General features: G+C 67.1%; 24 protein-coding genes and 1 riboswitch. Of the genes, 14 read left to right on the forward strand and 10 right to left on the reverse strand.

The window, feature by feature from the left end; translation table 11 throughout:
• Positions 1-187 (reverse strand): hypothetical protein (locus tag AC5RUH_RS04835; protein WP_494128044.1); only part of this gene is annotated, 187 nt, incomplete at its 3' end.
• Between the two features lie 20 nt (positions 188-207).
• Between AC5RUH_RS04835 and AC5RUH_RS04840 the strand changes: the two genes are divergently transcribed.
• From AC5RUH_RS04840 to AC5RUH_RS04850, 3 genes are all read left to right on the forward strand, one after another.
• On the forward strand, positions 208-417 hold the full coding sequence (locus AC5RUH_RS04840; RefSeq protein ID WP_494001678.1) for a CDGSH iron-sulfur domain-containing protein: 210 nt from the start codon (positions 208-210) through the stop codon (positions 415-417).
• A 55-nt stretch (positions 418-472) separates the two neighbouring features.
• Complete coding sequence (locus AC5RUH_RS04845; RefSeq protein WP_494128045.1) at positions 473-1336, forward strand: phosphatase PAP2 family protein; 864 nt, start codon at positions 473-475, stop codon at positions 1334-1336.
• 121 nt (positions 1337-1457) lie between these two features.
• Entirely contained in the window at positions 1458-1757 is a 300-nt protein-coding gene (locus AC5RUH_RS04850; RefSeq protein ID WP_493987708.1) for a hypothetical protein, read from the forward strand.
• 120 nt (positions 1758-1877) lie between these two features.
• Here the strand turns inward: AC5RUH_RS04850 and AC5RUH_RS04855 are convergent, their stop codons facing one another.
• The 3 genes from AC5RUH_RS04855 to AC5RUH_RS04865 form a co-directional block, all read right to left on the reverse strand.
• Complete coding sequence (locus AC5RUH_RS04855) at positions 1878-2426, reverse strand: DUF488 domain-containing protein (RefSeq protein ID WP_494102319.1); 549 nt, start codon at positions 2424-2426, stop codon at positions 1878-1880.
• 13 nt (positions 2427-2439) lie between these two features.
• Positions 2440-2877 (reverse strand): LapA family protein, encoded by a 438-nt coding sequence (locus tag AC5RUH_RS04860; protein ID WP_494001682.1) that lies wholly within the window; start codon positions 2875-2877, stop codon positions 2440-2442.
• Between the two features lie 195 nt (positions 2878-3072).
• Positions 3073-3867 (reverse strand): hypothetical protein, encoded by a 795-nt coding sequence (locus AC5RUH_RS04865; protein ID WP_494128046.1) that lies wholly within the window; start codon positions 3865-3867, stop codon positions 3073-3075.
• 148 nt (positions 3868-4015) lie between these two features.
• On the opposite strand from AC5RUH_RS04865, the gene glsA reads away from it, so the two are divergent.
• Positions 4016-5830, forward strand: coding sequence for a glutaminase A (gene glsA / locus AC5RUH_RS04870; RefSeq protein ID WP_494128047.1), 1815 nt, complete (start codon positions 4016-4018; stop codon positions 5828-5830).
• A 4-nt stretch (positions 5831-5834) separates the two neighbouring features.
• Here glsA and AC5RUH_RS04875 read toward each other — a convergent pair whose 3' ends face one another.
• Entirely contained in the window at positions 5835-7298 is a 1464-nt protein-coding gene (locus tag AC5RUH_RS04875) for an aldehyde dehydrogenase family protein (RefSeq protein WP_494128048.1), read from the reverse strand.
• A 300-nt stretch (positions 7299-7598) separates the two neighbouring features.
• Here AC5RUH_RS04875 and AC5RUH_RS04880 point away from each other — a divergent pair, with 300 nt between their 5' ends.
• A complete protein-coding gene (locus AC5RUH_RS04880) occupies positions 7599-8669 on the forward strand; it encodes an MBL fold metallo-hydrolase (protein ID WP_494128049.1) in 1071 nt (356 codons plus the stop codon).
• Positions 8666-10027 (forward strand): MFS transporter, encoded by a 1362-nt coding sequence (locus AC5RUH_RS04885; protein ID WP_494128050.1) that lies wholly within the window; start codon positions 8666-8668, stop codon positions 10025-10027. Before AC5RUH_RS04880 ends, AC5RUH_RS04885 begins: the two co-directional genes overlap by 4 nt.
• 128 nt (positions 10028-10155) lie before the next feature.
• Here AC5RUH_RS04885 and AC5RUH_RS04890 read toward each other — a convergent pair whose 3' ends face one another.
• The gene (locus AC5RUH_RS04890; protein WP_494101705.1) at positions 10156-11088 is read right to left on the reverse strand and encodes a LysR substrate-binding domain-containing protein; all 933 of its coding nucleotides are present in this window, start codon (positions 11086-11088) and stop codon (positions 10156-10158) included.
• A 249-nt stretch (positions 11089-11337) separates the two neighbouring features.
• Positions 11338-11502, forward strand: a riboswitch (cyclic di-AMP (ydaO/yuaA leader).
• A 3-nt stretch (positions 11503-11505) separates the two neighbouring features.
• Between AC5RUH_RS04890 and AC5RUH_RS04895 the strand changes: the two genes are divergently transcribed.
• The 3 genes from AC5RUH_RS04895 to AC5RUH_RS04905 all read left to right on the forward strand — a co-directional run bounded on the left by AC5RUH_RS04895 (position 11506) and on the right by AC5RUH_RS04905 (position 16393).
• The gene (locus tag AC5RUH_RS04895) at positions 11506-12414 is read left to right on the forward strand and encodes a C40 family peptidase (RefSeq protein ID WP_494001689.1); all 909 of its coding nucleotides are present in this window, start codon (positions 11506-11508) and stop codon (positions 12412-12414) included.
• A 382-nt stretch (positions 12415-12796) separates the two neighbouring features.
• Positions 12797-14317 (forward strand): MDR family MFS transporter, encoded by a 1521-nt coding sequence (locus AC5RUH_RS04900; RefSeq protein WP_494128097.1) that lies wholly within the window; start codon positions 12797-12799, stop codon positions 14315-14317.
• A gap of 285 nt (positions 14318-14602) precedes the next feature.
• Positions 14603-16393: an HNH endonuclease signature motif containing protein gene (locus AC5RUH_RS04905; protein WP_494128051.1), complete on the forward strand. Its 1791-nt coding sequence runs from the start codon at positions 14603-14605 to the stop codon at positions 16391-16393.
• Between the two features lie 97 nt (positions 16394-16490).
• Here AC5RUH_RS04905 and AC5RUH_RS04910 read toward each other — a convergent pair whose 3' ends face one another.
• The gene (locus tag AC5RUH_RS04910) at positions 16491-16847 is read right to left on the reverse strand and encodes a hypothetical protein (protein WP_494128052.1); all 357 of its coding nucleotides are present in this window, start codon (positions 16845-16847) and stop codon (positions 16491-16493) included.
• Between the two features lie 454 nt (positions 16848-17301).
• Between AC5RUH_RS04910 and AC5RUH_RS04915 the strand changes: the two genes are divergently transcribed.
• The 3 genes from AC5RUH_RS04915 (at position 17302) to AC5RUH_RS04925 (ending at position 19449) form a co-directional block, all read left to right on the forward strand.
• Positions 17302-17772: a ferritin family protein gene (locus AC5RUH_RS04915; RefSeq protein WP_494023454.1), complete on the forward strand. Its 471-nt coding sequence runs from the start codon at positions 17302-17304 to the stop codon at positions 17770-17772.
• Entirely contained in the window at positions 17769-18590 is an 822-nt protein-coding gene (locus AC5RUH_RS04920; protein ID WP_494128053.1) for a family 1 encapsulin nanocompartment shell protein, read from the forward strand. Before AC5RUH_RS04915 ends, AC5RUH_RS04920 begins: the two co-directional genes overlap by 4 nt.
• A 208-nt stretch (positions 18591-18798) precedes the next feature.
• Complete coding sequence (locus tag AC5RUH_RS04925; protein WP_494128054.1) at positions 18799-19449, forward strand: SDR family oxidoreductase; 651 nt, start codon at positions 18799-18801, stop codon at positions 19447-19449.
• A gap of 54 nt (positions 19450-19503) precedes the next feature.
• Here AC5RUH_RS04925 and AC5RUH_RS04930 read toward each other — a convergent pair whose 3' ends face one another.
• Together AC5RUH_RS04930 and AC5RUH_RS04935 are read right to left on the reverse strand one after the other, a co-directional pair.
• Positions 19504-19806, reverse strand: coding sequence for a DUF4193 domain-containing protein (locus AC5RUH_RS04930; RefSeq protein WP_493979582.1), 303 nt, complete (start codon positions 19804-19806; stop codon positions 19504-19506).
• Positions 19807-20014: 208 nt separating this feature from the next.
• Complete coding sequence (locus tag AC5RUH_RS04935) at positions 20015-20764, reverse strand: M50 family metallopeptidase (RefSeq protein WP_494023451.1); 750 nt, start codon at positions 20762-20764, stop codon at positions 20015-20017.
• A gap of 72 nt (positions 20765-20836) precedes the next feature.
• Here AC5RUH_RS04935 and AC5RUH_RS04940 point away from each other — a divergent pair, with 72 nt between their 5' ends.
• Positions 20837-21451 carry a GyrI-like domain-containing protein gene (locus tag AC5RUH_RS04940; protein ID WP_494128055.1) on the forward strand — a complete coding sequence of 205 codons (615 nt, stop codon included), beginning with the start codon at positions 20837-20839 and terminating at the stop codon, positions 21449-21451.
• 256 nt (positions 21452-21707) lie between these two features.
• On the forward strand, positions 21708-22136 hold the full coding sequence (locus tag AC5RUH_RS04945) for a DoxX family protein (RefSeq protein WP_494023449.1): 429 nt from the start codon (positions 21708-21710) through the stop codon (positions 22134-22136).
• 372 nt (positions 22137-22508) lie between these two features.
• Here the strand turns inward: AC5RUH_RS04945 and AC5RUH_RS04950 are convergent, their stop codons facing one another.
• On the reverse strand, positions 22509-22991 hold the full coding sequence (locus AC5RUH_RS04950; RefSeq protein ID WP_494128056.1) for a helix-turn-helix domain-containing protein: 483 nt from the start codon (positions 22989-22991) through the stop codon (positions 22509-22511).
• Between the last annotated feature and the right edge of the window lie 79 nt (positions 22992-23070).

The following is a 23070-nucleotide window of genomic DNA, read 5'->3' on the forward strand; positions in this document are numbered from 1 at the left end:
CCGGCGGTGCCCGGGTGTTCGGCGCGCAGGCCGCGCTGTGGGCACCGCTGTGGGTGCTGGAGCGGGCCGTGACCTCATGGCTCGCCGTGGGCTGGCGCTTGGCGGGCGGCGTGCCGTATTCCGGCCGACGGCTGCGGAGCGCGGCCAGCAGCCCGGCATCACTGCAGCGGCGGTTCAGCCACTTCAACGCTTCGATAGGAGAAATGTATGACGAGCCAGGAACCGACCGAGATCGTCGTCTGCCCCGACGGGCCGCTGCTGGTGCGCGGTGACTTTGACCTTGTGGACGGCGACGGCGAGGCGGTGCCCCGTACGCGGGAGACGGTCGCCCTGTGCCGCTGCGGCGCGTCGGGCATCAAACCGTACTGCGACGGAACGCACAAGCTGATCGCGGCGAGGCGGAAGGCCGCGCAGTAGCGCGGTCGTGCGGCGCCGTAACGCGGTGGTGCGGCACCGCCGCTGAGGGGGCGTAATGCCTGACGAAGTCAACGACGACGCCGACGCGCCGTCCCGGCCGGTCGACGGTCCGCGCGAAGAGCGCTTCCTGGGCGGGCGGGACCTGACCCGGTGGAACACGCCACCGGGCAGGTTTTTGGCACGCGGGATGCACCGCCTCAGCAGCATCCTGGGTCCACACGCCGCGTTGATCCTCACGCTGGCCGCCGGGGCGCTGGTCGCCGTGCTGCTCACCGTCGCGTCGACCGAGATCTACGAGGCGGTGACCGACGAAGACGGCGTTGCCGAATTCGATCAGCCGGTCCTGGACGCTGCACAAACCGTCCGGTCACCCTGGCTCAATACGGCGGTGACCGCGTTCACGAACATCGGCGGGCCCATCGGCATGCCGATCCTCGCGTTGCTGGTCATGGGTATCCTGACCTTCCGCCGGCGGTCCTGGACACCGGCCATCCTGATCACCACCGCCGCCGCCGGGTCGCTGTTAATGACGGTTGCCGCCAAGCAGTTTATCGGACGGGCCCGGCCGCCGCTGCGGGAGGCGGTGCCGCCGTTCGAATATTCGGCGTCCTTTCCCAGCGGGCACTCCCTCAACGCGGTCGTCATCGCCGGCGTGGTGGCCTACCTGCTCATCCTGCGCCAGGCCAAGCGGCGGTCGAAGATCCTCACCGTCGGCGCCGCTGCCCTGTTCGCGGTGGCCATGGGATTGAGCAGGGTCTTTCTGGGCCACCACTGGTTCACCGATGTCCTGGTCGCCTGGACCCTCGGTGCCGCGTGGCTGGTGCTGGTCATCACCGCCCACCGCCTCTACCTGACCGTTTGGCACCGCGGGGGTGCACGGGGTCCCGCCCAGAGGAGATCCCCGCCGGCGGCACCCTAGGGCGGCACCCTGGGCAGATGCCCTCAGGCGGGTTCGACCGGGACACCTGCACGGTTGCCGAGCACCCCGCCGGCGAGTGGGCGCGGATAGTCTGGAAGTCCCGACGTCCAAGGAGATGCCCATGAGTTCCGTCCTCCCCACCCTGCTCACCAGCACCGGCCTGCTCGGCGGTTTCAAGACCGGCCAGGCGACCAAGAACCGCCCGCTGGCCGGCGCCGTGCTGGCCGCCGCGGGGGCCGGAGCCTTCGCGATGTGGCAGCGCAACGCCGGCACCGGGCGGGCGGCGGCACTGACCGGTGGCTATCTGGCGGCCTTTGGCGTGTCCCATCCGCTGGCCAAGAAGATCGGCGCCTGGCCGGCGGTGTATACGGTGACGGCGGCGACGGCGCTGGCTTCGCTGGTCTTCGGCCGCAAGCGCTGACCGCCACCGGCGCGCGGGCCACCAAGGCTCTATTCCGAAGCCGCGGCTCGGTTCCCCGGCGCCGTGGTTTATTGCGTACGACTGCGCTCGGTTCCCGAACGGTGGTTTATCGCCCGGGCGTCATGCCGCCGGCAGGTCCCAGTACAACCGGCCGGCTTCGGTTCGCGCACCCGCCGCCGGCTCGTGCAATGATTTCTTGCCGCCGGGCAGCAGGTGCACGACCTCGAAGGCGTGCAGCAGCACCAGGACGTCCGAGATGATCCGGCGGTGGCAGCGCCACCACACGCTCTCGCTGCACATGATCGCCACGTCGGCGGCCTCGGCGTCGGTCAGCAGGCGTCCCAGTCCCTTGGCGAATTCCGGGGTGCGGGTGTAGGCGGCATAGGCCCGGAACGCAGCGACTTGCCACCAACTGTCCGGCTCAGGCTCGCCGGCGGGAATCCGCCGTCGGCCGCCCAAGTCTTCTTCCCAGCGGTAGCCGAGGCCCGCGGTCGGAAGCCATTCGGCGAGCGCGTCGCGACCCATGTCCGGATGCTTGCGGCTGCCCGGGAACCGGCGGACATCGACGACCTTCTGCACGCCGGCGCCGTGGAGCAGTTCGGCCAGCTCTTCGGGCGTGCTGGTGCCGTGACCGACCGTGAACAACCGGCGATGTACGTCCTGTGCCATCTGCGAATCCGAATTAACGCGGGGCAGAACCGTTCTTGCGGCTCACGCGGGTGCGGTAGCGCAGCTGGATGATGCGGGCTGCCCCGGCGGCGGCGACAAAGATTCCCCCGGCGACCGACGCCACGAACAGCGCCAGCCCCAGTGCGACTTGCCCCTCGAAGCCGAAATAGCGCAGCAGGACCTGGTCCTGGTTCTGCGCGATGAACACAATCAGCAGCACCAGCAAGAGCAGTGCAACGACCACCGACGTCCAGATCATCCCCAGCCGGGTGCCTTGTTGCCTCGCCTCGCGCCCGTCAAGCGCGTCCCGGCCTGTCCCGCCGGTTTTGGGCCCAAGATCGCCGGATTTGCCCTGCCCGGAGCCACCGGACGGCCCCGCTCCCGATCGGCCGGTGTGGGTACCCCCGGCTTCGGCTCCGTCCCGTCCCGTGCCCTGCGGATTGGAAGTCATTGCTGTCCTGCCTTTCGCCGCGGCGCCTTTTCCCTCAGCGTAGACGATGCATCAGCGCAGCAACACCGGCGTCAAACCGCAAACACGTCGTGCGCCACGACTTCGTGCACTTCGATCTGCCCACCTGGCAACTTCCAGTCATCAGGGGACGGCCTGCCGCACGGCCGCCCATTCAAGGTCCGCTGCCGGCCCTTGCTACTCCGCGAGGTTGCTGCGCAACAACTTGAAAAAGCGCTTCTGGTAGTCCGGCCATTCGTCGCTCACCAGGACGCGTTCAATCCCCTGCCGGACCCACTCGGCGTCCCAGTAGCCCAGCTTCACCAACTGCGGCAGCAGAACCGACAGCTTGCGGTTCTCCCAGGGATTGCCCTCATCGAACTGCATGGCGCTGGCACCTTTGATTCCCGGTACGTGGAACAGTTCCTTGAGCGTCACGTCGATTAATCCCGGCCGCGCCCGCAGGAACTTGAGAAAGTCGATGGCTTCAACCTGCGTCTGGCTCAACAGCAGGAGCATCGCACCTCGGTGCGCCGGGGCCGGCACGAGGCCGTCGCGGACCCAGTCGAACATCGCGTCAATACCGCGGTTGCGGTCCCAGCCTTTGGGATTGCGCAGATAGCGGGCAGCCCATGCCTCGACGAACAGGTCAAGGTGGCCCGGAAACAACACCGGCGGCACGTCGCGCGCAACTTTTAAGTCGGTGTAGGACAGGTCGGCGGACCGCTCGGCGCCGATGCAGGCCATGTGGGCGATGTCCGCGGCGGCCCAATGGTCGGGCTTCAGCAGGCCCTGCCACCACCCGTCCGGCGAGCGCTCGCCGGTCGGCTCTGCCGAGACCACCGTCCGGAACCTCCGGACCATCGACTTCTGGCGCCGCTTTTCGCTGTCCGGCATGGCTGCCGCGTAGCCAAGGACCCCGGCGCGATCACCGGCGCCCAGCAAGTCGAACAGCGGGTTGTCGGCGGCCGGCACCGGCCCGGGATCGGTCATACCGCCAATCTAACCCGGCGGGCCCCGCAGCCCGGCTTTCCGGCATGATCGGCACCTCGGCGGCTCGCTCGCCGGGCATGGCCCGTGGGGCCGGGCCCTGGACCCGCCCCGTTGGTTGTACGTTCCTGCCACCCCATAGGCTGGCATCATGGACTCCCCTATCCAAAGCTATCTCCGCGCCCTGCACGCCGAGCTCGCCGGCCTCAAGGACGGCAAGCCGTACGGCGGGATTCCCGCGATGGCCGGCGCGGACCCGGACAACTTCGCCATCTGCCTGGCCACCGTGGACGGCTATGTGTACGAGGTCGGCGATTCGAACGAAGAGTTCACCATCCAGTCCATATCCAAGCCCTTCACGTACGGGCTCGCGCTCTCCGACCTCGGCCTCGACGCCGTGGACCAGAAGGTGGACGTAGAGCCGTCGGGCAACGCCTTCAACGAGATCTCCCTGGCTCCGGGCACCGGCCGCCCGGCCAACGCGATGATCAATGCCGGGGCACTGACCGCCACCTCCCTGATCAAGGGCAGCGGCGGCAAGACCGGTTTCCGCCGCATCCTCGAGCACTATTCCGCCTTCGCCGGCCGCGACCTGTCGGTCAGCGAACGCACGTTCCAGTCGGAGGCGCGGCACGGCTACCGCAACCGGGCGCTGGCCCACCTGCTGCGCTCCTTCGAGATCATCGAGCAGGATCCGGACCCGGTGGCCGAGGACTACTTCCGGCAGTGCTCGGTGCTCGTCACCTGCCGCGATCTCTCGGTCATGGCGGCCACCCTGGCCAACGGCGGCACCAACCCGCTCACCGGAAAACAGGTGCTGGACCTGGAGGTGGAGGAACGGGTCCTCTCCGTGATGGCTACCTGCGGCATGTACGACGACGCCGGTGCCTGGCTCTCGGACGTGGGCATGCCGGCGAAGTCCGGGGTCGGCGGCGGCCTGCTCGCGGTGCTGCCGGGCCAGTTGGGCCTGGCCGTTTATTCGCCGCCGCTGGACGACCACGGCAGCAGCGTGCGCGGCGTGGCGGCCAGCCGGCGGATCTCGCACGACATGGGGCTGCACTTCGTCCGGGCCGCGCGCACCGGCCGCAACGCCATCCGCGCCAGCTACGACATCACCGACGCCCCGTCCGGGATCCGCCGCAACGACGAGGCCGCCGAGGTGCTGCGCGCCAACGGGCACCGCGCCCGCGTCATCGAGCTGAACGGCGACCTGCTGTTCGCCGGCACGGAATCCATGGTGCGCGAGGTCAGCGACCTGGACGATTCCGTGGAACTCGTCATCCTGGACATGCGCCGGGTGGACGAAACCGCCCCGGTCGCCCTGGACATGCTGGAGCAGCTTCGCGCCTCGCTCGCGGACGCCGGGCGCGAACTGGTGATGATCGACGGCGAGGGCGCCTTGGCCCAGCGGTTCGAGGAATCCGGGCGGCCGGTGCCGTCGTTCGCCACCCGCAGCACCGCCGTCGAATTCGCCGAAAACCGGCTGATCGCCGGATACGGCGATCAGCTCTGTATGCCCGCCACCGTGGATGTGGCCGACTCCCCTGCGCTCAGCCCGCTCGACCGGGAGGACTCCGCCGCGCTCGCGGAGCTGATGGAAGAGCGCAGCTATGACGACGGCGAGCTCATCCGCCGGGTTGGCCAGCGCTTCGCCGGCGTCTATTTCATCCTGTCCGGCCGCGTCACCACCACCTCCACCGGGCCGGAGAACATCAGGGTCAAACTCACCACCCTCAGCGCCGGCATGACGTTCGGCGAAATGGCGCTGGGCAGCGCGGACCGGCAGGAAACCACCGTGCGCGCCGATGGCCCGGTTCGGGTCAAGCTCCTCCCGGCCGAAACCATGAACCGGCTGGAGAGCGAAAACCCGCGCCTCGCCGTCGAGCTCTGGAAAGCCCTGACCCGCGACGCGTACGCACACGTGGACCGCTACATGCGCGAAACGGCCGTGCGCATCCGCGACTGACGGCTCAGAACGGGTACTGCGCGTGCCCGTTCTGCTGGATGGTGATCCAGCGCTCCTCAGTGAACGAATTGATGCCGGCCTGCCCGCCGAACTTTCCGTAGCCCGACTCCTGGATGCCGCCGAACGGGGCCATCGGTTCATCCAGCACCGGCTGGTCGTTAACGTGGCCAATGCCGGTCTTGAGCCGCTGCGCCACCTCGATGCCCTCGGCCAGGTTCTCCGTGATGACACCGGAGGTAAGGCCGTAGTGCGTGTCGTTCGCCAGCCTCACCGCCTGTTCCGGGCCGTCCACCTCCATCACCGTGGTCGCCGAACCGAAGATCTCCTCGTCGTAGATCCGCATCTCCTCGGTGATCCCGGAGAGCACCGTCGCGGGCACCACGGCCTGGGCAGCCTTCCCGCCGCCGGCCAGCACCGTCGCGCCCTTGGACACGGCGTCGTCGATCAATGCATACTGCCGGTCCGCCGCGGCCTGCGTGACCTGCGGGCCTATCACCGTGTCCTGCTTCCTCGGGTCCCCGGTGGGCAGCGTGGCGACCTTCTCCGCGAAGCGGCTCGAGAACTCCTCGGAAATGCTGCGGTCCACGATCACGCGATCCACGGACATGCAGATCTGCCCGGCGTTCATGAACGAGCCGAAGGTCGCCGCCTGCACGGCGTAGTCGACGTCGGCGTCCTTGAGCACCACCAGGGAGTTTTTGCCGCCGAGCTCAAGCACCGCAGGCTTCAGGTTCTGCGCAGCCAGCGTTCCGACGATGCGTCCCACCTTGGTGGAACCGGTGAAGTTCACGTTGCGCACGCGGGGGTCGGAGATCAGGGTGCTCACCACCTCGTTCGCGTCCGCCCGGTCATTCGTGATGACGTTCAGCACTCCGGCGGGCAGGCCCGCATCCAGCAACGCGTCGGCCAGGAACAGGCCGCAGGAAAGGGGCGCGTCCTCGCTGGGCTTGAGCACCACGGTGTTTCCCACGGCCATCGGGATGGCCATGGCCCGCATGCCCAGGATGAAGGGCGCGTTCCACGGAGACAGCGCCGCCACCACGCCGTAGGGCTGCCGGACGGAGAACGAGAATTTGCCGGGCAGGTCGGTGGCCAGCACGTCGCCGCGCGGCGCGGTGGTGGCCGCGGCGGCCGAGCGCAGGATGTTGGCGGCCAGCTGGACGTTGAACCCGGCCCAGACCGCCACGCCGCCCACCTCGCCGGCCATCAACTCGATGCCCTGCTGCATCCGTTCTTCGAACAAATCTGCAGCTTTTAGGAAAATCTTTGCCCGCTGGGTGGGAGGCGTAGCGGCCCAATCGTCGAAGGCCGCCGACGCCGCGTCGACCGCTCGCGTGACATCTTCCGGCCCGGCGGCAGCGACGGTCGCGAAGGGTTCGCCCGTGTAGGGGCCGATGTCCTCGGTGGTCTTGCCGGAGGCTGCCGGGACGTGCTCGCCGTTGATGATCAACTCACGCGTGATGGGCATGGCGCTCATTCCTTTCCGAAGTGGCTGGGCCACGCCGCCGGCCACAGCCGAAGCGCCGGCCGTCCCCGCGGCCCGGATAAGGCGGAGCCTACTCCCGCCGCCGTGCCCGGACAATGGCACGGACGCGGATGAGGATCGCCGGCAGAGGATCGCCGGCAGCCGAACGGGCCGGCCACGTTATAAGTGAAACCGTTTAAGTAGGTCGGTTATTACCGTTTTACGAAAGTGTTTGTGAGCCGCATCATGGGATTCAGGTTCCGCCGGCACCACAGGCGGAAAGACTTCCGAGGAGCTCGACCCATGACCCATTCCCTCAAGCCGCACGTCGTCACGCTGGGCACCGCGGGCGGTCCCCGCTGGTGGACCGGTGAGAATGCAGGCCGCCGGACCGGCATCGCCACCGCCGTCGTCGTCGGCGATGCCGTCTATCTGGTGGACGCCGGCAACGGCGTCGGACGCCAGCTGATGAAAGCAGGCCTGCAGGTTTCGTCGTTGCGCGGGATTTTCCTGACCCACCTGCATTCCGACCACACGATCGATCTGGCCGGGCTGGCCATCTTCGGATTGTTCACCCTCACGCCCGGACAGCGGAGCATCCGCATTCTGGGACCCGGCGACCGGGGAGAATTGCCGCCGGCTTCACCCCGCGCCACGGTTCCGCCGTCGCCCGTTTTCCCGCAATTGCCGACGCCGGGCACCCGGGACATGTTCCACCACCTGATGCAGGCGTACGCCACCGACCTCAACGACCGGGTCATCGACGCCCTGCGCCCCTCGCCGCTGGACTATTTCGTGGCCGAAGACATCGTGGTCCCCGACGCGATCGGCTACCACCCGAACCAGAACCCGACGCCGGCCGGCATGGAGCCGTTCGAGATCTACCGCGATGAGCTGGTCACCGTGACAGCGACCCTGGTGGAGCACCCGCCCGTGGCACCCGCCTTCGCCTTCCGGTTCGACACGGCCGAAGGGTCGGTCACGATCTCCGGCGACACCGCCCCCTGCCAGAACCTGGTGCGGCTGGCCCGCGGCACCGACCTGCTCCTGCACGAGGCCATCGACTTCGACTGGGTGCAGCGGGCGTACGGCAGCATCGATTCCGACGAAGCCCGGGCCTCAATGGACCACCACCGCAGGTCCCACACCTCGCCGCAGGACGCCGTCGCGATCGCGCGGCAGGCCGGCGCCCGCACCTTGGCGCTGCACCACCTGGTGCCGGGAACCACTCCGGACGCCGTCTGGCAGGCACACGGCAAGGACTTCAGCGGCACGTTCCTGATCCCCGACGATCTGGACGTTATCTCCTTCTCTTCCAGCGACCCGGAAGCCACCGGAGTCGCCGATCATGACGAAATGGCGGTTGCACCATGAGCAATAACACGACGACGGCGTCGGCCCCTGCGGCGAACGACAGGCAGCCCGGGGACCTGAAGGTCCCCAGCCTCAACACCCCGGAGATGCGGCGCATCCTGGCGTCCAGCTTCCTGGGCAGTGCCATCGAATTCTACGATTTCATCCTCTACGCCACCGCGGCGGCGCTGGTTTTCAACACGGTGTTCTTCGTGAACCTGGACCCCGCGGTGGGGATCTTCGCCTCCTTCGCCACGCTGGCGGTCGGCTACATCGCCCGGCCGCTCGGCGGGATCATCTTCGGCCACTTCGGTGACCGGCTGGGGCGCAAGGGCGTGCTGATCACCTCCATGGTGCTCATGGGCGTGGCCACTACCCTGATCGGCCTGCTGCCGACCACGGCGCAGATAGGCATGGCCGCTCCGTTGGCGCTGATCGTCCTGCGCATCGTCCAGGGCTTGGCCGTCGGGGGCGAGTGGGGCGGTGCCATGCTGATGGGCCTGGAACACGCGCCGAAGGAACGCCGCGGGTTCGCGGCCAGTTTCGCCAACATGGGAGGTCCCGCCGGTGCGGTGTTGGCCACCCTGGCGGTTTCGGCCGTGTCCGTGCTGCCGGACGAGCAGTTCCTGACCTGGGGCTGGCGGCTGCCGTTCCTGATCAGCATCGTCCTGGTGGGCATTGGCCTGATCGTGCGCCTCAAGGTCGCCGAGTCCCCGCTGTTCCTTGCACTGGAGGACAAGGCCGAGGAGAAAAAGATCCCGATTCTCGAGGTGCTGACGAAGTACCCGAAGAACGTGATCATGGGCACGCTGGTGGGGATGAGCTCCTACACCGTCCAGGGCCTGATGACCGTCTGGGCCATCTCCTATGTGGTGGACGAGGTCGGCCTGGACCGGACGAGCGTCCTCAACGTCAAAGCGTTGGGCGCGGCGCTGACCGTCGTCGCCATCTGGTTTGCGGCCCGGCACAGCGACAAGCTCGGCCGCCGGCCCGTGATGCTGATCGGCATCGCCGCCGGCGCGGTACTGGCCTTCCCCATCATGTGGATGCTGGAGCTCGGGACGCTGTGGCTGTTCGCGATCGGGCTGTTCCTGGCCAACGGCGTCATCCAGGGCACGATCTTCGGACCGTTCGGGGCGTTCACCGCCGAGCTGTTCCCGACCCGGATGCGCTACACCGGCGCCTCGCTGGTCTACCAGCTCTCCTCGACGCTGGGCGCAGGTTTTACCCCCATGATCGCCAGCGGGCTGGTGCTGGCGGCCGGCGGCGAGCTGTGGCTGGTGGCGACAGTCTGGGCCGGCGCGTTCGTCCTCGCAGGGCTGTGCATCCTGGCGATCAAGGAAGGAAAGGACCAGGACCTGACCGCGGAGAACATGTAGTTCCTCCAGCCGTGCCGTAACCGGCATGCGGCGGCCGTTGCCCGGGGCAGCGGCCGCCGTCGCGGTTAAGCGGGATCACGCCGTCGGGTGTTCATCCCAGCCGCTCGCCGCAGCGCCGCCAGGGTGGGTCACGCCGTCGTGTGCTCATCCCATCCGCTCGCCGCAGCGCCGCCGACCTCTGCGCAAAAGTCCAGGAATGCCCGCAGCCTGAGGCTGGGCCGGGTGACGCTGGCGTAGGCCACACAGACATCGCTGTGGCCGACCGGCCCGTCGATTTCCACCGTGGCCAGGGGAAGCCCGTCGTAGCTGTAATTGCCCGGCGGCCTCTGCACCAGCACGGTGTAGCCGAGGCCGCGCGCCACCATGCCCCGCACCGCCTCAAAACTTGACGAACGCCAGGCGATCTTCGGATCCAGCCCGGACAGCCGCAGATTGACCAACTGGTTATCGCGCACGGTGGGGATGTCCAGCGAGACGAAGTCTTCTTCGGCCAGCTCGGCGAGCCGGACGCTTTTGCGCGAAGCCAGCGGGTGGCTTGCAGCAAGCAGGACGTAGGGCCGGCCTTCCTTGACGGTGCGGGCCTGCACGCCGGGCAAGAGGTGCCGCGTATGGGTCAACACCGCATCCAAATAGCCCTCTTGCATCCGGTGCTGCAGCTCGGCGGCCTCGCCTTCCTCCATGGTCACGGTGAGGCGCGGATGCGGCTTGATGAACCGTTCGCTGATCACCGGAACCCAGAAGGCGGACAGGGTGCTGTAACAGCCGATGGCCAGCGGGCCGACCAACCCCTGCTGGCGCTCGATGATGCTGTTCTGCACGTCGTCGGCGTGCCGGACCAGGCTCCGGACGTCGCGCAGGAACTGCTGCCCGACGCCGGTCAGGGCGATTCCGCGGGACCGGTGCCGCACCATCAGCTGCGCGCCGACGATCCGCTCCAGCTCTGTCAGCGCCTGGGACATCGCCGCCTGTGAGATGTGGCTGGCGGCGGCGGCGGCCGAGATTGAGCCGTGGTCAGCGACTGCAACAAAGTACTGCAGCTGTTTAAGCGTGAAGTCCACCACTCTGCCAGCGTACAAGTTAGCCCGCAGCGACTGCTTAATCGGCCGATTGTTGCGCCCGATGTATCGTGACGGACGCGTGCAACGGCCGCCTGGGGGTTGCTCGCTCCTGACCGCAAGATGGCTCTCAGGTTATCCACAGGTAAATTTCAGGGCTTGGACAGTTACCGAACCGTTATGTAATGTTTTCAGCACGTCGGCGATCATGCGCCGATGTCCTCGGAGGGTATTGCCTAGCTCTGCCAGCCTTTCCGAGTTCGTTCGCTAGACATCTGGCAGAGGCGGGGGACCCACATTCTGGGCCCCTCTTGGGGCTCTTGGGGTTAAGTCGTACGGAGTGCTTACCGCGCTGCCGCACGGCCGGGTGACTCCCACCCGAACCCGACAGCTTACCTCGCAGGCATTGGGAGAGGTATCTTCTTGCTGCTCAAAAACAATCGCGCACGCCACCGTGCCACCCCGGTCCGCAACACCACCGTGGCCGGTCTGTCCCAGGCTGTCTCGTCCCGCGCCGGAACCGTCGGCCGCGGCGCCGCCGTCGTCACAGCCGCCGGTGGTTTGATGCTGGGTGCCGGCCTGCCGGCCAATGCCGCCGCCGATGTCACGGTCCCGACCTACGGCGCTGCCAATGCAACGGACACCGTTGCCGCCCCGGCCAACGCCGGTTTCGAGGTGGAGCGCGCTTCCGTTACCAGCTCGGCCGCCGACGCCGGTGCCGCTACCGGTGCCACCACCCACACCGTGGTCGCGGGCGACACCGTGGGCACGATTGCCGCCCAGTACGGCAAGAATGTGCAGGACGTGCTGGCCATCAACGGCCTCGGCGCGTACTCCATCATCTACCCGGGCGACCAGATCGCGCTGACCGGATCCGCACAGTCCGGTGGCGGACAGGCAGCGCAGGGCGGCGGCGGAGCCGCTACGACCCTGGCTGCGTCGACCGACGCCGCTACTGTCTCGCTGGCCAGCGCCGACATCAAGCCGGCCTCCACCGGCGGCAACCAGAGCATCGTGGACATCGCCCTGTCCGCCCAGGGCACGCCCTACGTCTGGGGCGGCACCTCCACGGCAGGCTGGGACTGCTCCGGCTTCACCCAGTGGGTCTACGCCCAGGCCGGCGTGGACCTCCCCCGCCTCAGCCAGCACCAGGGCGGCGCCCTGACCCCGACCAGCAACCCGCAGCCGGGCGACCTGGTGGTGCAGAACGGCGGCGGCCACGTGGGCATCTACCTGGGCGGCGGCAAAATGATCAGCGCCCTGAACCCAAGCCAGGGCACCATGGTGCACGACGTGAACGCCATGCCCGTTACCGGTTACTACACGATGTAACCACCCCCAAAACTCCTGGACCGGCTATTCCCCCAACGGCCGGTCCGGGATCACAGGGAAGCCTCGTCGGCCTTGCGCCGGCGGGGCTTCTCCTCTTTTAACCCGTAAGCGCGACTTTCCCTCCACTTCAACTACGGCGGGAGTGCTCCTCTTAGAGGGGACCGGTGGGGGAACCATCCGCGCGCACCCCTCCCCCACAGATGCCGGTTCCCGCCCGGCGGCGAGCACCGGCGTCGTTGTTTATTCGAGGTTGACCGCCGGGAATAGGAGTCAGCGGGGGCAGGTTAAGCTGTTACTCCGCCTGCGCCCGGCCTTCTTGGGCTGTTTCCGGCCGCCCCCAACAGCACGATTTCCACGCGAGGATCTCCCCGTGAATAAAAATATGTCGACGAACAGAGCCTCGGCACGGCCCGGACCCGCCCGCGGCAGCGGGCTGACGGCTGATGAGTCGCGCCGGAACCGCCGCGTGATTGGCATCCTGTTGATGTCTGCGTTCGTGGTGGTCCTGAACGAGACCATCATGTCCGTGGCGCTGACCGACCTGATGGACGACCTGGGCATCAGCGCCCGCGCGGCGCAGTGGCTGACCACGGCGTTCATGCTGACCATGGCCGTGGTCATCCCGGTGACCGGATTCCTTTTGCAGCGTTTCACCACGCGCCAGGTTTTCACCGCTTCGATGGCGCTGTTCTCCGCGGGAACGCTGCTGGCCGCGCTGGCTCCGGGGTTCGAGGTGCTGCTGGTGGCCCGCGTGGTCCAGGCGTCGGGCACCGCGATCATGATGCCGCTGCTGATGACCACGCTGATGAACCTGGTGCCGGCCGAGGACCGCGGCAAAACGATGGGCAACGTCTCGATTGTCATATCAGTGGCGCCGGCCATCGGCCCGACCATCTCCGGCATCATCCTCAACACCTTGTCCTGGCGCTGGATGTTCTGGCTGGTGCTGCCGATCGCGCTGGCCATGCTGGCGGTCGGCAACCGGCGGATCCAGAACGTGACCGAGCCCCGGCCGGTGCCGCTGGACCTGCCGTCCGTGGCGCTCTCCGCCATCGGCTTCGGCGGGCTGATCTACGGCCTCAGCCAGGTCGGCGCCGGGCACGGAACAACGACGGCGGGGCCGGGCACGGGTGCCGCCATGTGGGTTGCATTTGCGGCCGGCGGCGTGGGGCTGCTGGTATTCCTGCTCCGTCAGGTTCGGCTGCAGCGCTCGGACAGGGCGTTGCTGGACCTGCGGACCTTCCGCTCCGGCAACTTCTCCGTGTCCGTCGGGCTGATGGCTGTCAGCATGGCCGCACTGTTCGGCACCATCATTCTGCTCCCTATATATATGCAGCAGGTTCTGGGGCTCGAGCCGCTGCAGGTCGGGCTGATGCTGCTGCCGGGCGGGCTGCTGATGGGCCTGCTCGCCCCGGCCGTCGGCCGGCTCTATGACAAGTTCGGCCCGAGGGTGCTGCTGGTGCCGGGAACGGCGGTGGTCAGCACCGTGCTCTGGTTCTTCTCTACGGTCAGCGAGGACACCGCCGCGCTGACGCTGCTGGCGGCGCACATCGTGCTCAGCGTGGGCCTGGCGCTGCTGTTCACGCCGCTGTTTTCCGCTGGTCTCGGGTCGGTGCGGCGGCAGCTGTACTCGCACGGAAGCGCCGTCATCGGCACGGTGCAGCAAGTGGCCGGGGCAGCGGGCACCGCCATGTTCGTCACCGTCATGTCCATGCAGGCGGCCGTTCTTTCCGCCGAAGGTGCGGCAACGACGACCGCGGTGGCAGGCGGAGTGCGGATGGCTTTCCTGGCCGGAGCCCTCATCTCCATCGTGGCCGTGGCGGCGGCGTTCTTCATCCGGAAACCGGTGGAGGAGCCCGCCGGCGAACCGGCTTCAGTGGAGGGCGCGCCGGTCGCCCGCTGACGACGGGGTTTGGGCGGGCCCGGGAGGGCGGGCCGGTCGCGCGCTGACGGTGCTTGCGGAGCCCAGCTGCACATAGCCGGCCGAGCTCCTTCCACCCCAGCCGGTCGAGATCCGGTTGCTTGAGCCGTTGATGTCGGGACTGCACACATCGAGATCGCTTGACTCTCGACGCCCGTGCCTGAGCACCCATCCACTTCTTCTCCACAGCCAGCCCCGCGCGCTTGCTCATCCACATGCCGACCCTTGGTTCCCCTACCCTGTTCGAGGGCTTCATAGGCTGTATTTATGGCGATCGAGGTGCTGGATGAGGCTGCGGGGGCAGGGCAGGACGATTCCGTCCTGCTGGCCCGGATCCGCGCCGAGGTCAGCGAACTGAATAATCGCCTTCGGAACGACGGGCTGACACGCAGTACCAAGTCGGTGGCCCGGACGGCGGCAGAGGTTGAAGAGCTGGCCAACATTGTTGGTCAAACCCAGCTGATTCTGGCGGGCATCATCAAAGAGCAAAACATCGCCGCCGTTGGGGAAACAGACAAGCCTCATGACCCCGAGGCACCGAATCATCGTATGCGCGGCGCCTACAAATCGAACGAAGACTATCTGCGGGCGAAGTTGGGCATTGCCCGGCAGGAGGCTGCACGACGCTTCCAACTCGCGGAAGCCACCGAAGTCCGCCCAGCGCCCCCGGGTAAGCCTGTTGTGTCGCCCAGGCTGCCGGTGCTCGCCCGTGCAATGGATGATGGAATGGTCTCTGGTCAGGCCGCAACCCTGATCCGAAGGGCTGTCGATGGGCTGCGTCGCACCGCCGAGCCGGAGCAGCTCCGCAAGATGGAAGAGGCACTGGTTCAGCATGCCTCCGATTACGACACCGACTCGCTCAGGCTGCTGATCCGGCATTGGGAAGGCGGCCTCAACCCAGCCGGCGCCGATCTCGGGCCAGCCGAGCTCAAAGCACGCCAGGGCCTGTTCTATCGCGGGCGGCGCAATGGCCTACATTGCTACGAAATCAACGCCACCGACGAACAGAATGAAGTTCTTGCAACCGTCTACAACACCGCCACCAACCCTCGTTTGAGGGAAGGGACGGCCACGGCCGGGGCAGTAGGATTTGACGCGGTTGACGCACCAAATGCGGCCTCCCGATTGAACGGCGCTTCCGATAACGACGACGAGGTCTTAACCCCGGACACGGATGCTCGAGACAGCGGAGCGGATGCTTTAGTTGATGCGACGGTAGAGGACGGGCGTACCCGGCAGCAGAAGCAGCTCGACGGCCTCATTGGTGCCTGCAAAATCGCTCTCACCACGGATCTTCTACCAGCGGCCGGCGGTCGACGGCCGCAACTGCTGGTCACCATCGACTACAAGGATTTGGCCTCCGAAGTCGGACGTCCGGGAACCAGCATCTTCTCCGGGCCGCTGAGCGCCAAGGCAATACGGCGGATAGCTTGCGATGCCGACATCATCCCGGTGATCTTCTCCGGCAGGGGTGCGGTTCTGGATGTCGGCCAGTCCCAGCGGTTGTTTCCGAAGTACATGCGGCTGGCCATCATCGCCAGGGATGGAGGTTGTGCCTTCCCCGGCTGTACTGCGCCCTCTCCCTGGACCGAAGTGCATCACATCCAGTGGTTTGAAAAGGGTGGTCCGACCTCTGTCGACAATGGCGTTTTGGTCTGCGGGCACCACCACCATTTGCTGCATCAGGGAGATTGGCGGGTCACCGTGAGCAAGGGCGTGCCTTGGTTCCTACCGCCGCTCAGCGTCGACCCGGCTCAAAGGCCGCTCCGCAACCACGTGTGGTTGAAAGACGCGCCGCTGCCCGAACGCCTGCCGGAGCCGGCCGAAGTAGGTTTAGAACCCTGTCGGTCCGGCAGCCCTCCCCCGGACGGAGGCCCATTAGACCCTGACGCGACGGTCCGCAGGACGCCGTTCGGCCACTTAGGTCCGCCGAAGGTCCCGATGCAGTCGGAACTCGATATCGGGGCGGACAGCGCCGCGGGAGCCACGGCGCCGCCCGGCAGAAGTTCCAGTCCATTTGACGGTTGGCCGGCCCAGCCTGAAACGCCGCCGTTCTGAAAGCGGCGTTCCCGCCGGTCCCCCGGCTGCCCTGGCGCCCCACAGGCTTTCCCATTCCGCGCAAGAGCGGTTTGGGAGTGGTCAGTTGGTTGCCTAACTACCCCGCGCCGTTGTTGTCGCAGGCTTGCTGCATGGAGGCCAGGGCGTCGGCCGGGATCTGGTCGCCGGACTCGGCGATCTGCGACATCGGCCCTGTGATCTCCGCGGGAACACCGGCTGCGTCGGCGGCAGAAACCAGACCAGCGAGCATCTCCTGTTCATTTTCACCGATGCTGCCGTCCTGAATCGGGGCACACACCTGCTTGACTGCTTCCCCGACCGCTGCGTTGGCCAAGTTGGACGCGGCCTGGTTCACGGCCTCGGAAGCGGAATTGGCGGCCTGGTCGACGGCGTCGGAGGCGGCCTGTTCGACCTGCGCGCAGCCGGTGGCAAGCAGGGCGACGAGTGGCAGCATGAGCAAGGCGGAGTTTCGGCGAATCACCCTGCAACTTTACTATGCCGCGGTAGCGTTCCCGATAACGCGTCCGCGTCGCCGGGCCGTTCTCTAGCGGTACGCCGTGGACTTGTCGGTCGCGCCGGGCCGTCCCTAGCGGTCCGCCGTGAACTCGCCGGCCGCGACGGGCCGTCCCTGTGGTTCTTCATGGATTCTTCCGGTGTACTGCGTAGGCCTAGCGCGGATTTCACCGGCAGAAGCCCTACGCGATGGGGCAATCCCAGCGCCCGGAAGATGGCCGATCCGGGCCGGCCAGAAATAGACAAGAACGCAGCAGTTCGGCCGATCTATGGCTACGCCTGGCGGTCATACGGTAGCCAGGCCGCACTCCCGGGCCTTCCGCCCGTCAAAGGTAGTCAGCCAGCGGGGCCGTGGCTACGCTGGCAAAGAGGCACAACCTCACGGAGGAATCCAGATGGGCTTTGACCAGTACCACGAACCCGCCGCAGAGCTCTCCGCCGAGACGCGGACCTTTGCGCGTATGTGCGCCAACCTGACAGAGGAGGCCGAGGCCATCGGCTGGTACGCACAACGGATGTCGCTGGAGAAGGACCCGGAATCGGTCGCCATCATGGAGGATTCCCTGGCGGAGGAGTTCAAGCACTTCAGCATGGACCTGGAGTTTCTCCTGCGCAGGAAACCGAAATGGCGCCAGATCGCCCGGGGCACCCTCTTTCAGGACGGCGACATTGTGGCCAACGGCGGGGCGGCCGAGGCAGCAACGGCTGCCGGCACCGCTGCGGGCACCGACGAAACTGCAGTCCCTGCATCCGGGCCGGTGGGCCGCTCTCCGTCGGGTGCGGCACGTCGTACGGACCCTCGCCGGTGGCGAGCCGGTTCTGATTCGTCCCTGGGAATCGGCAGCCTCAAGGAGGACTTCTCATGACCATGGATCACCTGCTGCGCGAGCACGCCCCCATCTCCGACGGTGGTTGGGCGCTGCTGGACCGGGAGGCCAGGGAGCGGCTCACCGTTGCGCTCGGGGCCCGCAAAATGGTGGATTTCGCTGGTCCATTCGGCTGGGAGTATTCGGCGACAAACCTTGGCCGCACCGAAAGCATCACGGGTCCGGCCCTGGCCGACGGCGTGGCGACGCGACGGCGCGGGGTGCTGCCCCTGGTGGAGATGCGCGCACCGTTCAAGGTTTCGCGGCTGGAACTGCTTGACCATGACCGGGGTGCGGCCGATGTGGACCTCACGGACCTGGCCGAGGCAGCAATGCAGATTGCCATTGCGGAGAACGCGGCCGTATTCCATGGCTGGCGCCAGGTGGGCATTGAGGGGGTCACGAGCGCGACCCCGCATTCGCCGGTGCCCCGCGTGACTGACTTCAATGACTACCCCAAGCGTGTTGCCAAGGCCGTCTCGGCGCTGCTCCAGGCCGGCATTGGAGGTCCGTTCGGCCTGGCCCTCGGCCCCGGACACTACACCGCCGTGGTGGAGGCGACCGAGCGGGGCGGGTATCTGCTGTCCGAGCACCTGCGCAAGTTGCTGGGCGGTCCGATTGTCTGGGCGCCGGGAGTCCGCGGGGCCATCGTGATGAGCCTGCGCGGCGGCGATTTCCTGTTCGAATCGGGCCAGGACCTCTCGGTGGGCTACGACCGGCATGATGAAGAGTTCGTCTACCTGTACATCGAGCAGTCCTTCAGTTTCCGGGTGGCCACGCCGGAAGCCGGTATCCATCTCACCGGCAGCGACGGCTAAGACGGCGGAATCGGAGGGCCGGGCTCGCGGCGGCCTAACCAGCGGACCAACCCGCCGAACGCACGTCAACGGGGAGCCAGCGCGGCGACGAGCAGCCACCGAATCAGGCCGGGCGACGGCTGGGCGCCGTCACCGTCAAGGACGCCGGCCATTGGCCGCCACCTGACTCCGTGCCTAGATTGGGATGGACGACACCGAAAGGAACCTTATGTCACGCATTGCCATTTTCGGGGGCCACGGGAAGGTCGCGCTGCACCTGTCCCGCATCCTCACCGCGCAGGGCCATGAAGTCAGCTCCATCATCCGCAATCCGGACCACGTCGCCGATGTCCGGGAAACGGGTGCGGTGCCGGTGATCGCCGACGTCGAGAAGACAACCACCGACGACCTGACAGACCGACTGCGCGGCCACGACGCCGTCGTCTGGTCGGCCGGCGCTGGCGGAGGCAATCCAGCCCGGACCTATGCAGTCGACCGGGACGCGGCCATCCGGTCGATGGACGCAGCCGTGGCGGCCGGGGTGCAGCGCTACATCATGGTGTCTTATCTGGGCGCCGGCAAGAACCACGGCGTGCCGGAGGACAACGCGTTCTTCCCCTACGCCGATGCCAAGGCCGCCGCGGACGACTACTTGAAGTCCACATCACTGGACTGGACGATCCTGGGGCCGAGCTCGTTGACGTTGCAGCCCGCGACCGGGAAGATCCAAGCCGGACCGGGTACTCCTGGCGGTGAAGTGAGCCGCGAAGACGTTGCCATGGTGGCGGCCGAAGTGCTGGCCGTTCCTGCCACTGCAGGCAAGGTGATCGAGTTCATCAACGGCGGCACGCCGATCCGCGAGGCCGTCCGAAGCGTGTGATTTAACCACAGAACCCCGCGCTGGTCCCAGCGCGGGGTTCGAAAGATTGGGGATTTAGCCTTCGCAGTCGCGGCAGTACTTCTCGCCGTTCTTTTCGCGGGCTACTTGGCTGCGGTGACGGACGAGGAAGCAGGAGCCACAGGTGAATTCGTCCTCACGGGGAGGAACAACCTGAACCACCAGTTCTTCACCGGAGAGGTCGGCACCGGGCAGATCGATGCCCTCGGCGGTGTCCGAGTCTTCGACGTCGATCAGCGCGGTCTTCGCACCACCGGAGCGCTGAGCCTGAAGGGCTTCGAGCGACTCATTATTGTTGTCGTCGTCCTTGTTGCGCGGTGCGTCGTAATCGGTTGCCATGCGGGTTTAAAACTCCTGAAGTTCTCGTTGTTTTGACCTATCTGCGAGCGCCCATCATAGCTGCTGTTCCACAGATTTCAACATCGGTCAACAACGTCTCACACACGGCGATAATTCCCGTGCACCGACGCGGTCCCTTCGGACCCCAAGGCGAATGACATTGCTGTGAGCAGGGCCACTCCAGAAGGCCGAGGGGACCGGGAATCCGTTACAGAATCGCCAGCGGGACGACAGCGGCCGCGGTCGCCACGGCAGCCGCCCAGCACAGCAGGATGACCACCGCGAACCCGGCCAGCCAGAGCGCGGCCGGGACCCCGGTCCGGCGCGCCATGATGAAGGCGTCGGAATTGGCCAGCTGGTGCCGGCGCCGGGTGTGCACGCTCAGCAGATTCAGCCAGTCCCGCACGGCCCCCACCAGGAGCCCGACGCCGATGGCGAGCGTCAGGTGCCCTAGCCACTCCACCGGCGCGAACCACACCAGCAGCTGAGCACCTACCGCCAACCCCACGGCGATGACGACGCCCTCGAGGTTCCGGATGAACAGGAGCGTGGCCAGCAGCAGCAGCGCGCTGACGGACAGGGCGGCACCGGACCAACCGCTGAAGGCGGCCCACACCAGCGCCGCCCCGACCAGCGCGGGCACCGGGTAGCCCCAGAACCCGGTCCAGGCCGCTGATGCCCGGCCCGCCCCGCGGCTGATCATGGCGCCGGACTGGTCGAACCGCAAATGGATTCCGCGCACCAGCCGCCCCGTGGCCAGCGCAGCGAAGGCATGTCCAAGTTCATGGACCGCCGTGACGAACAACCCGAAATACCGCCAGCTTGCTCGGGGCACCGACAACAGCAGCGCCGCGGCCAGGATGACCGCCAGCTCCAGCGCTCCGGCTTGGAGTGGTTCACCGCGCATGAAACCGGCGGTGATCCTGGTCCACCATTCGGCGGCGAATTGCTGCAGCATGTTCCTCGTTTCATCCGTGACTACGCGATATAACTAGACCACATTGCCCGCTGCCCACCACCGGAAAGCCCCATGGACAAGCTGGATTTCAAGAAGGACCAAAAGGAGCTGTACGCCCCGGGCAAGGATTTCCAGCTGGTTACCGTGCCGCCCATGCAGTTCCTGCAGGCGGACGGCCACGGCGATCCGAACACGGCGGACGGGTACCTGCGGGCGGTCGAGGCCCTATACGCAGTGTCCTACACGCTGAAGTTCACCAGCAAGAAGCAACTCGGGCGCGACTATGTCGTCGGCCCGCTGGAAGGCCTCTGGTGGGCGAAGGACATGACCGCCTTCACCCGGCGGGCCAAGGACGAGTGGTCGTGGACGATGATGATCCGCCAGCCTGACTGGCTGCAGCCGGAACACATCGAAGACGCGATGCGGCAGGCGGCAGCCACAAAGGGTCTTCCCTCGGTGGGATCGCTCCGGCACGGATGGCTGGACGAGGGACTAAGCGCCCAGGTCATGCACGTGGGTGCGTACGACGACGAAGGACCGGTCTTGACCCGTCTGAGGGATGAGTTCCTACCGGCCAACGAGTTGGAACCGAACGGGCACCACCACGAGATCTATCTCGGCGACCCGCGCAAGACCGAACCGGCCAAGCTCAGGACGATCCTGCGCCAACCGGTCCGCCGTGCCTAAGTGTTCGGCCACCGCGGCATCCCGTGGGGGTTCGGGACGGCGAGCCGGTGCGGTCCGGCCAGCTGGGGCTTGGGACGGCCAGCCCGTGCGGTCCGGCCAGCTTGGGCTGCTGCCCGCCTCGCACCGTCAGACACGGGACCAAAAGTTGACACTTCAACATAATTGCTGTCAATATTTGATTGAAGCGTCAAGTTATTGATGCTTATCGCTCGTTCCAGACGGCCGATCCTCTGACCATTGAAACGGTGAAAACATCATGACTAACTCCGCTTTGACCACCACTGCACGCACAGTTCTTCGCGTCGTCCTGGGCTTCCTGTTCGTCGCCCACGGCTGGCAGAAGTTCAACGAATGGACCATCGCCGGCACCCAGGCCGCCTTCGGCCAGATGGGCGTCCCGGCCGCCAACATCGCCGCACCGATCGTGGCCGGCCTGGAGCTCGCCGGCGGCATCGCCCTGATCCTCGGCCTGCTGACGCGGCTCGTGGCGGCCCTGTTGACGCTGGACATGCTCGGCGCCCTGGTGCTCGTCCACGCTCCCGCCGGCGTCTTCGTGGACGGCGGCGGCTACGAACTGGTGCTGCTGCTCGGCGCCGCAGCGCTGGCGCTGGCACTGGTTGGCCCCGGCCGGATCTCGGTGGACCGCGCCGTCTTCGGCAAGACCAAGCTGGCCCCCCTGGCTTAAGTTCCCAGGCGGCCCGGCCGAACCTCGCCGGGTAACCCCCGGCACGGGCGGACACCCCAGCGGGCAACCGCCGGAACAGGCGGAAACCGCAACGGGCAACCCCGGATCAAGTGGACGTCCGAACTAAAACGGGCAGGCGCAGCCGAAAGGCTGCACCTGCCCGTTTTTCCTGTCTCCGGCCGCAGCCGTTGGCGCATAACCAGCGCAACCGGTGGTGGCGCAGAACCGGCGCGACCGGTGGCGCAGTTCCGCCGCAGACGCTGGGGCAGGATAGGAGGCGAGCAGCGGGCGGCGGGTTCGTTGTCGGAACACGTCAGGCCGCGTGGCCCCTGTGCACGGCGACCCGCGCCGGGCGTGCAGCGGCGTATAGCGTCAGGCGGCCATCAGAAGCGGCGGCGGCCCGCCTTGAACGCCCGCGCCCAGTTGGCGGCACGCGTCCGCCGGGGCGTGCGGGGCCAGGTCCCGGTTTGCCAAGCCCACAGAAAGCAGATCAGCAGCATCTGCATATTCCTGCCGCGCGCGGCCAACGGGCCGGGAGTCCGATGGCAGGGACTGAAGATGCAGCACAGCCCTTCCTTCGACCGCCGCCATCTCACGGTGAACTGCCGCCAGGAAGGCGGCCAGTCCCGACCCCAGCGACGCACAGACTGCCGCGAGGATCTCAGAGGAGGCCTCCTTACGGCCGCGTTCGATCTCCGAGAGGTACTGGAGTGACACGCCGGCCCGGCTGGCGACGTCGTCGAGGGTGCGCCGCTGGCGACGACGCTCCCTGCGCAGCACCGCCCCATAGACGTCGCGGAGCAAAGGCGGAGGCGCTGAACTTGGACCGCGATGAAGCTTCTGAAGTTCGAGCACGGCGGAACTCCCTTCTGGCTGCTTCCATCGTAGGAAGCGGCGCCGTCGGCGTCAGCAGGGTCTGCTCAGGGCAGAAAGC

Source organism: Arthrobacter sp. Y3223166 (assembly GCF_059090935.1).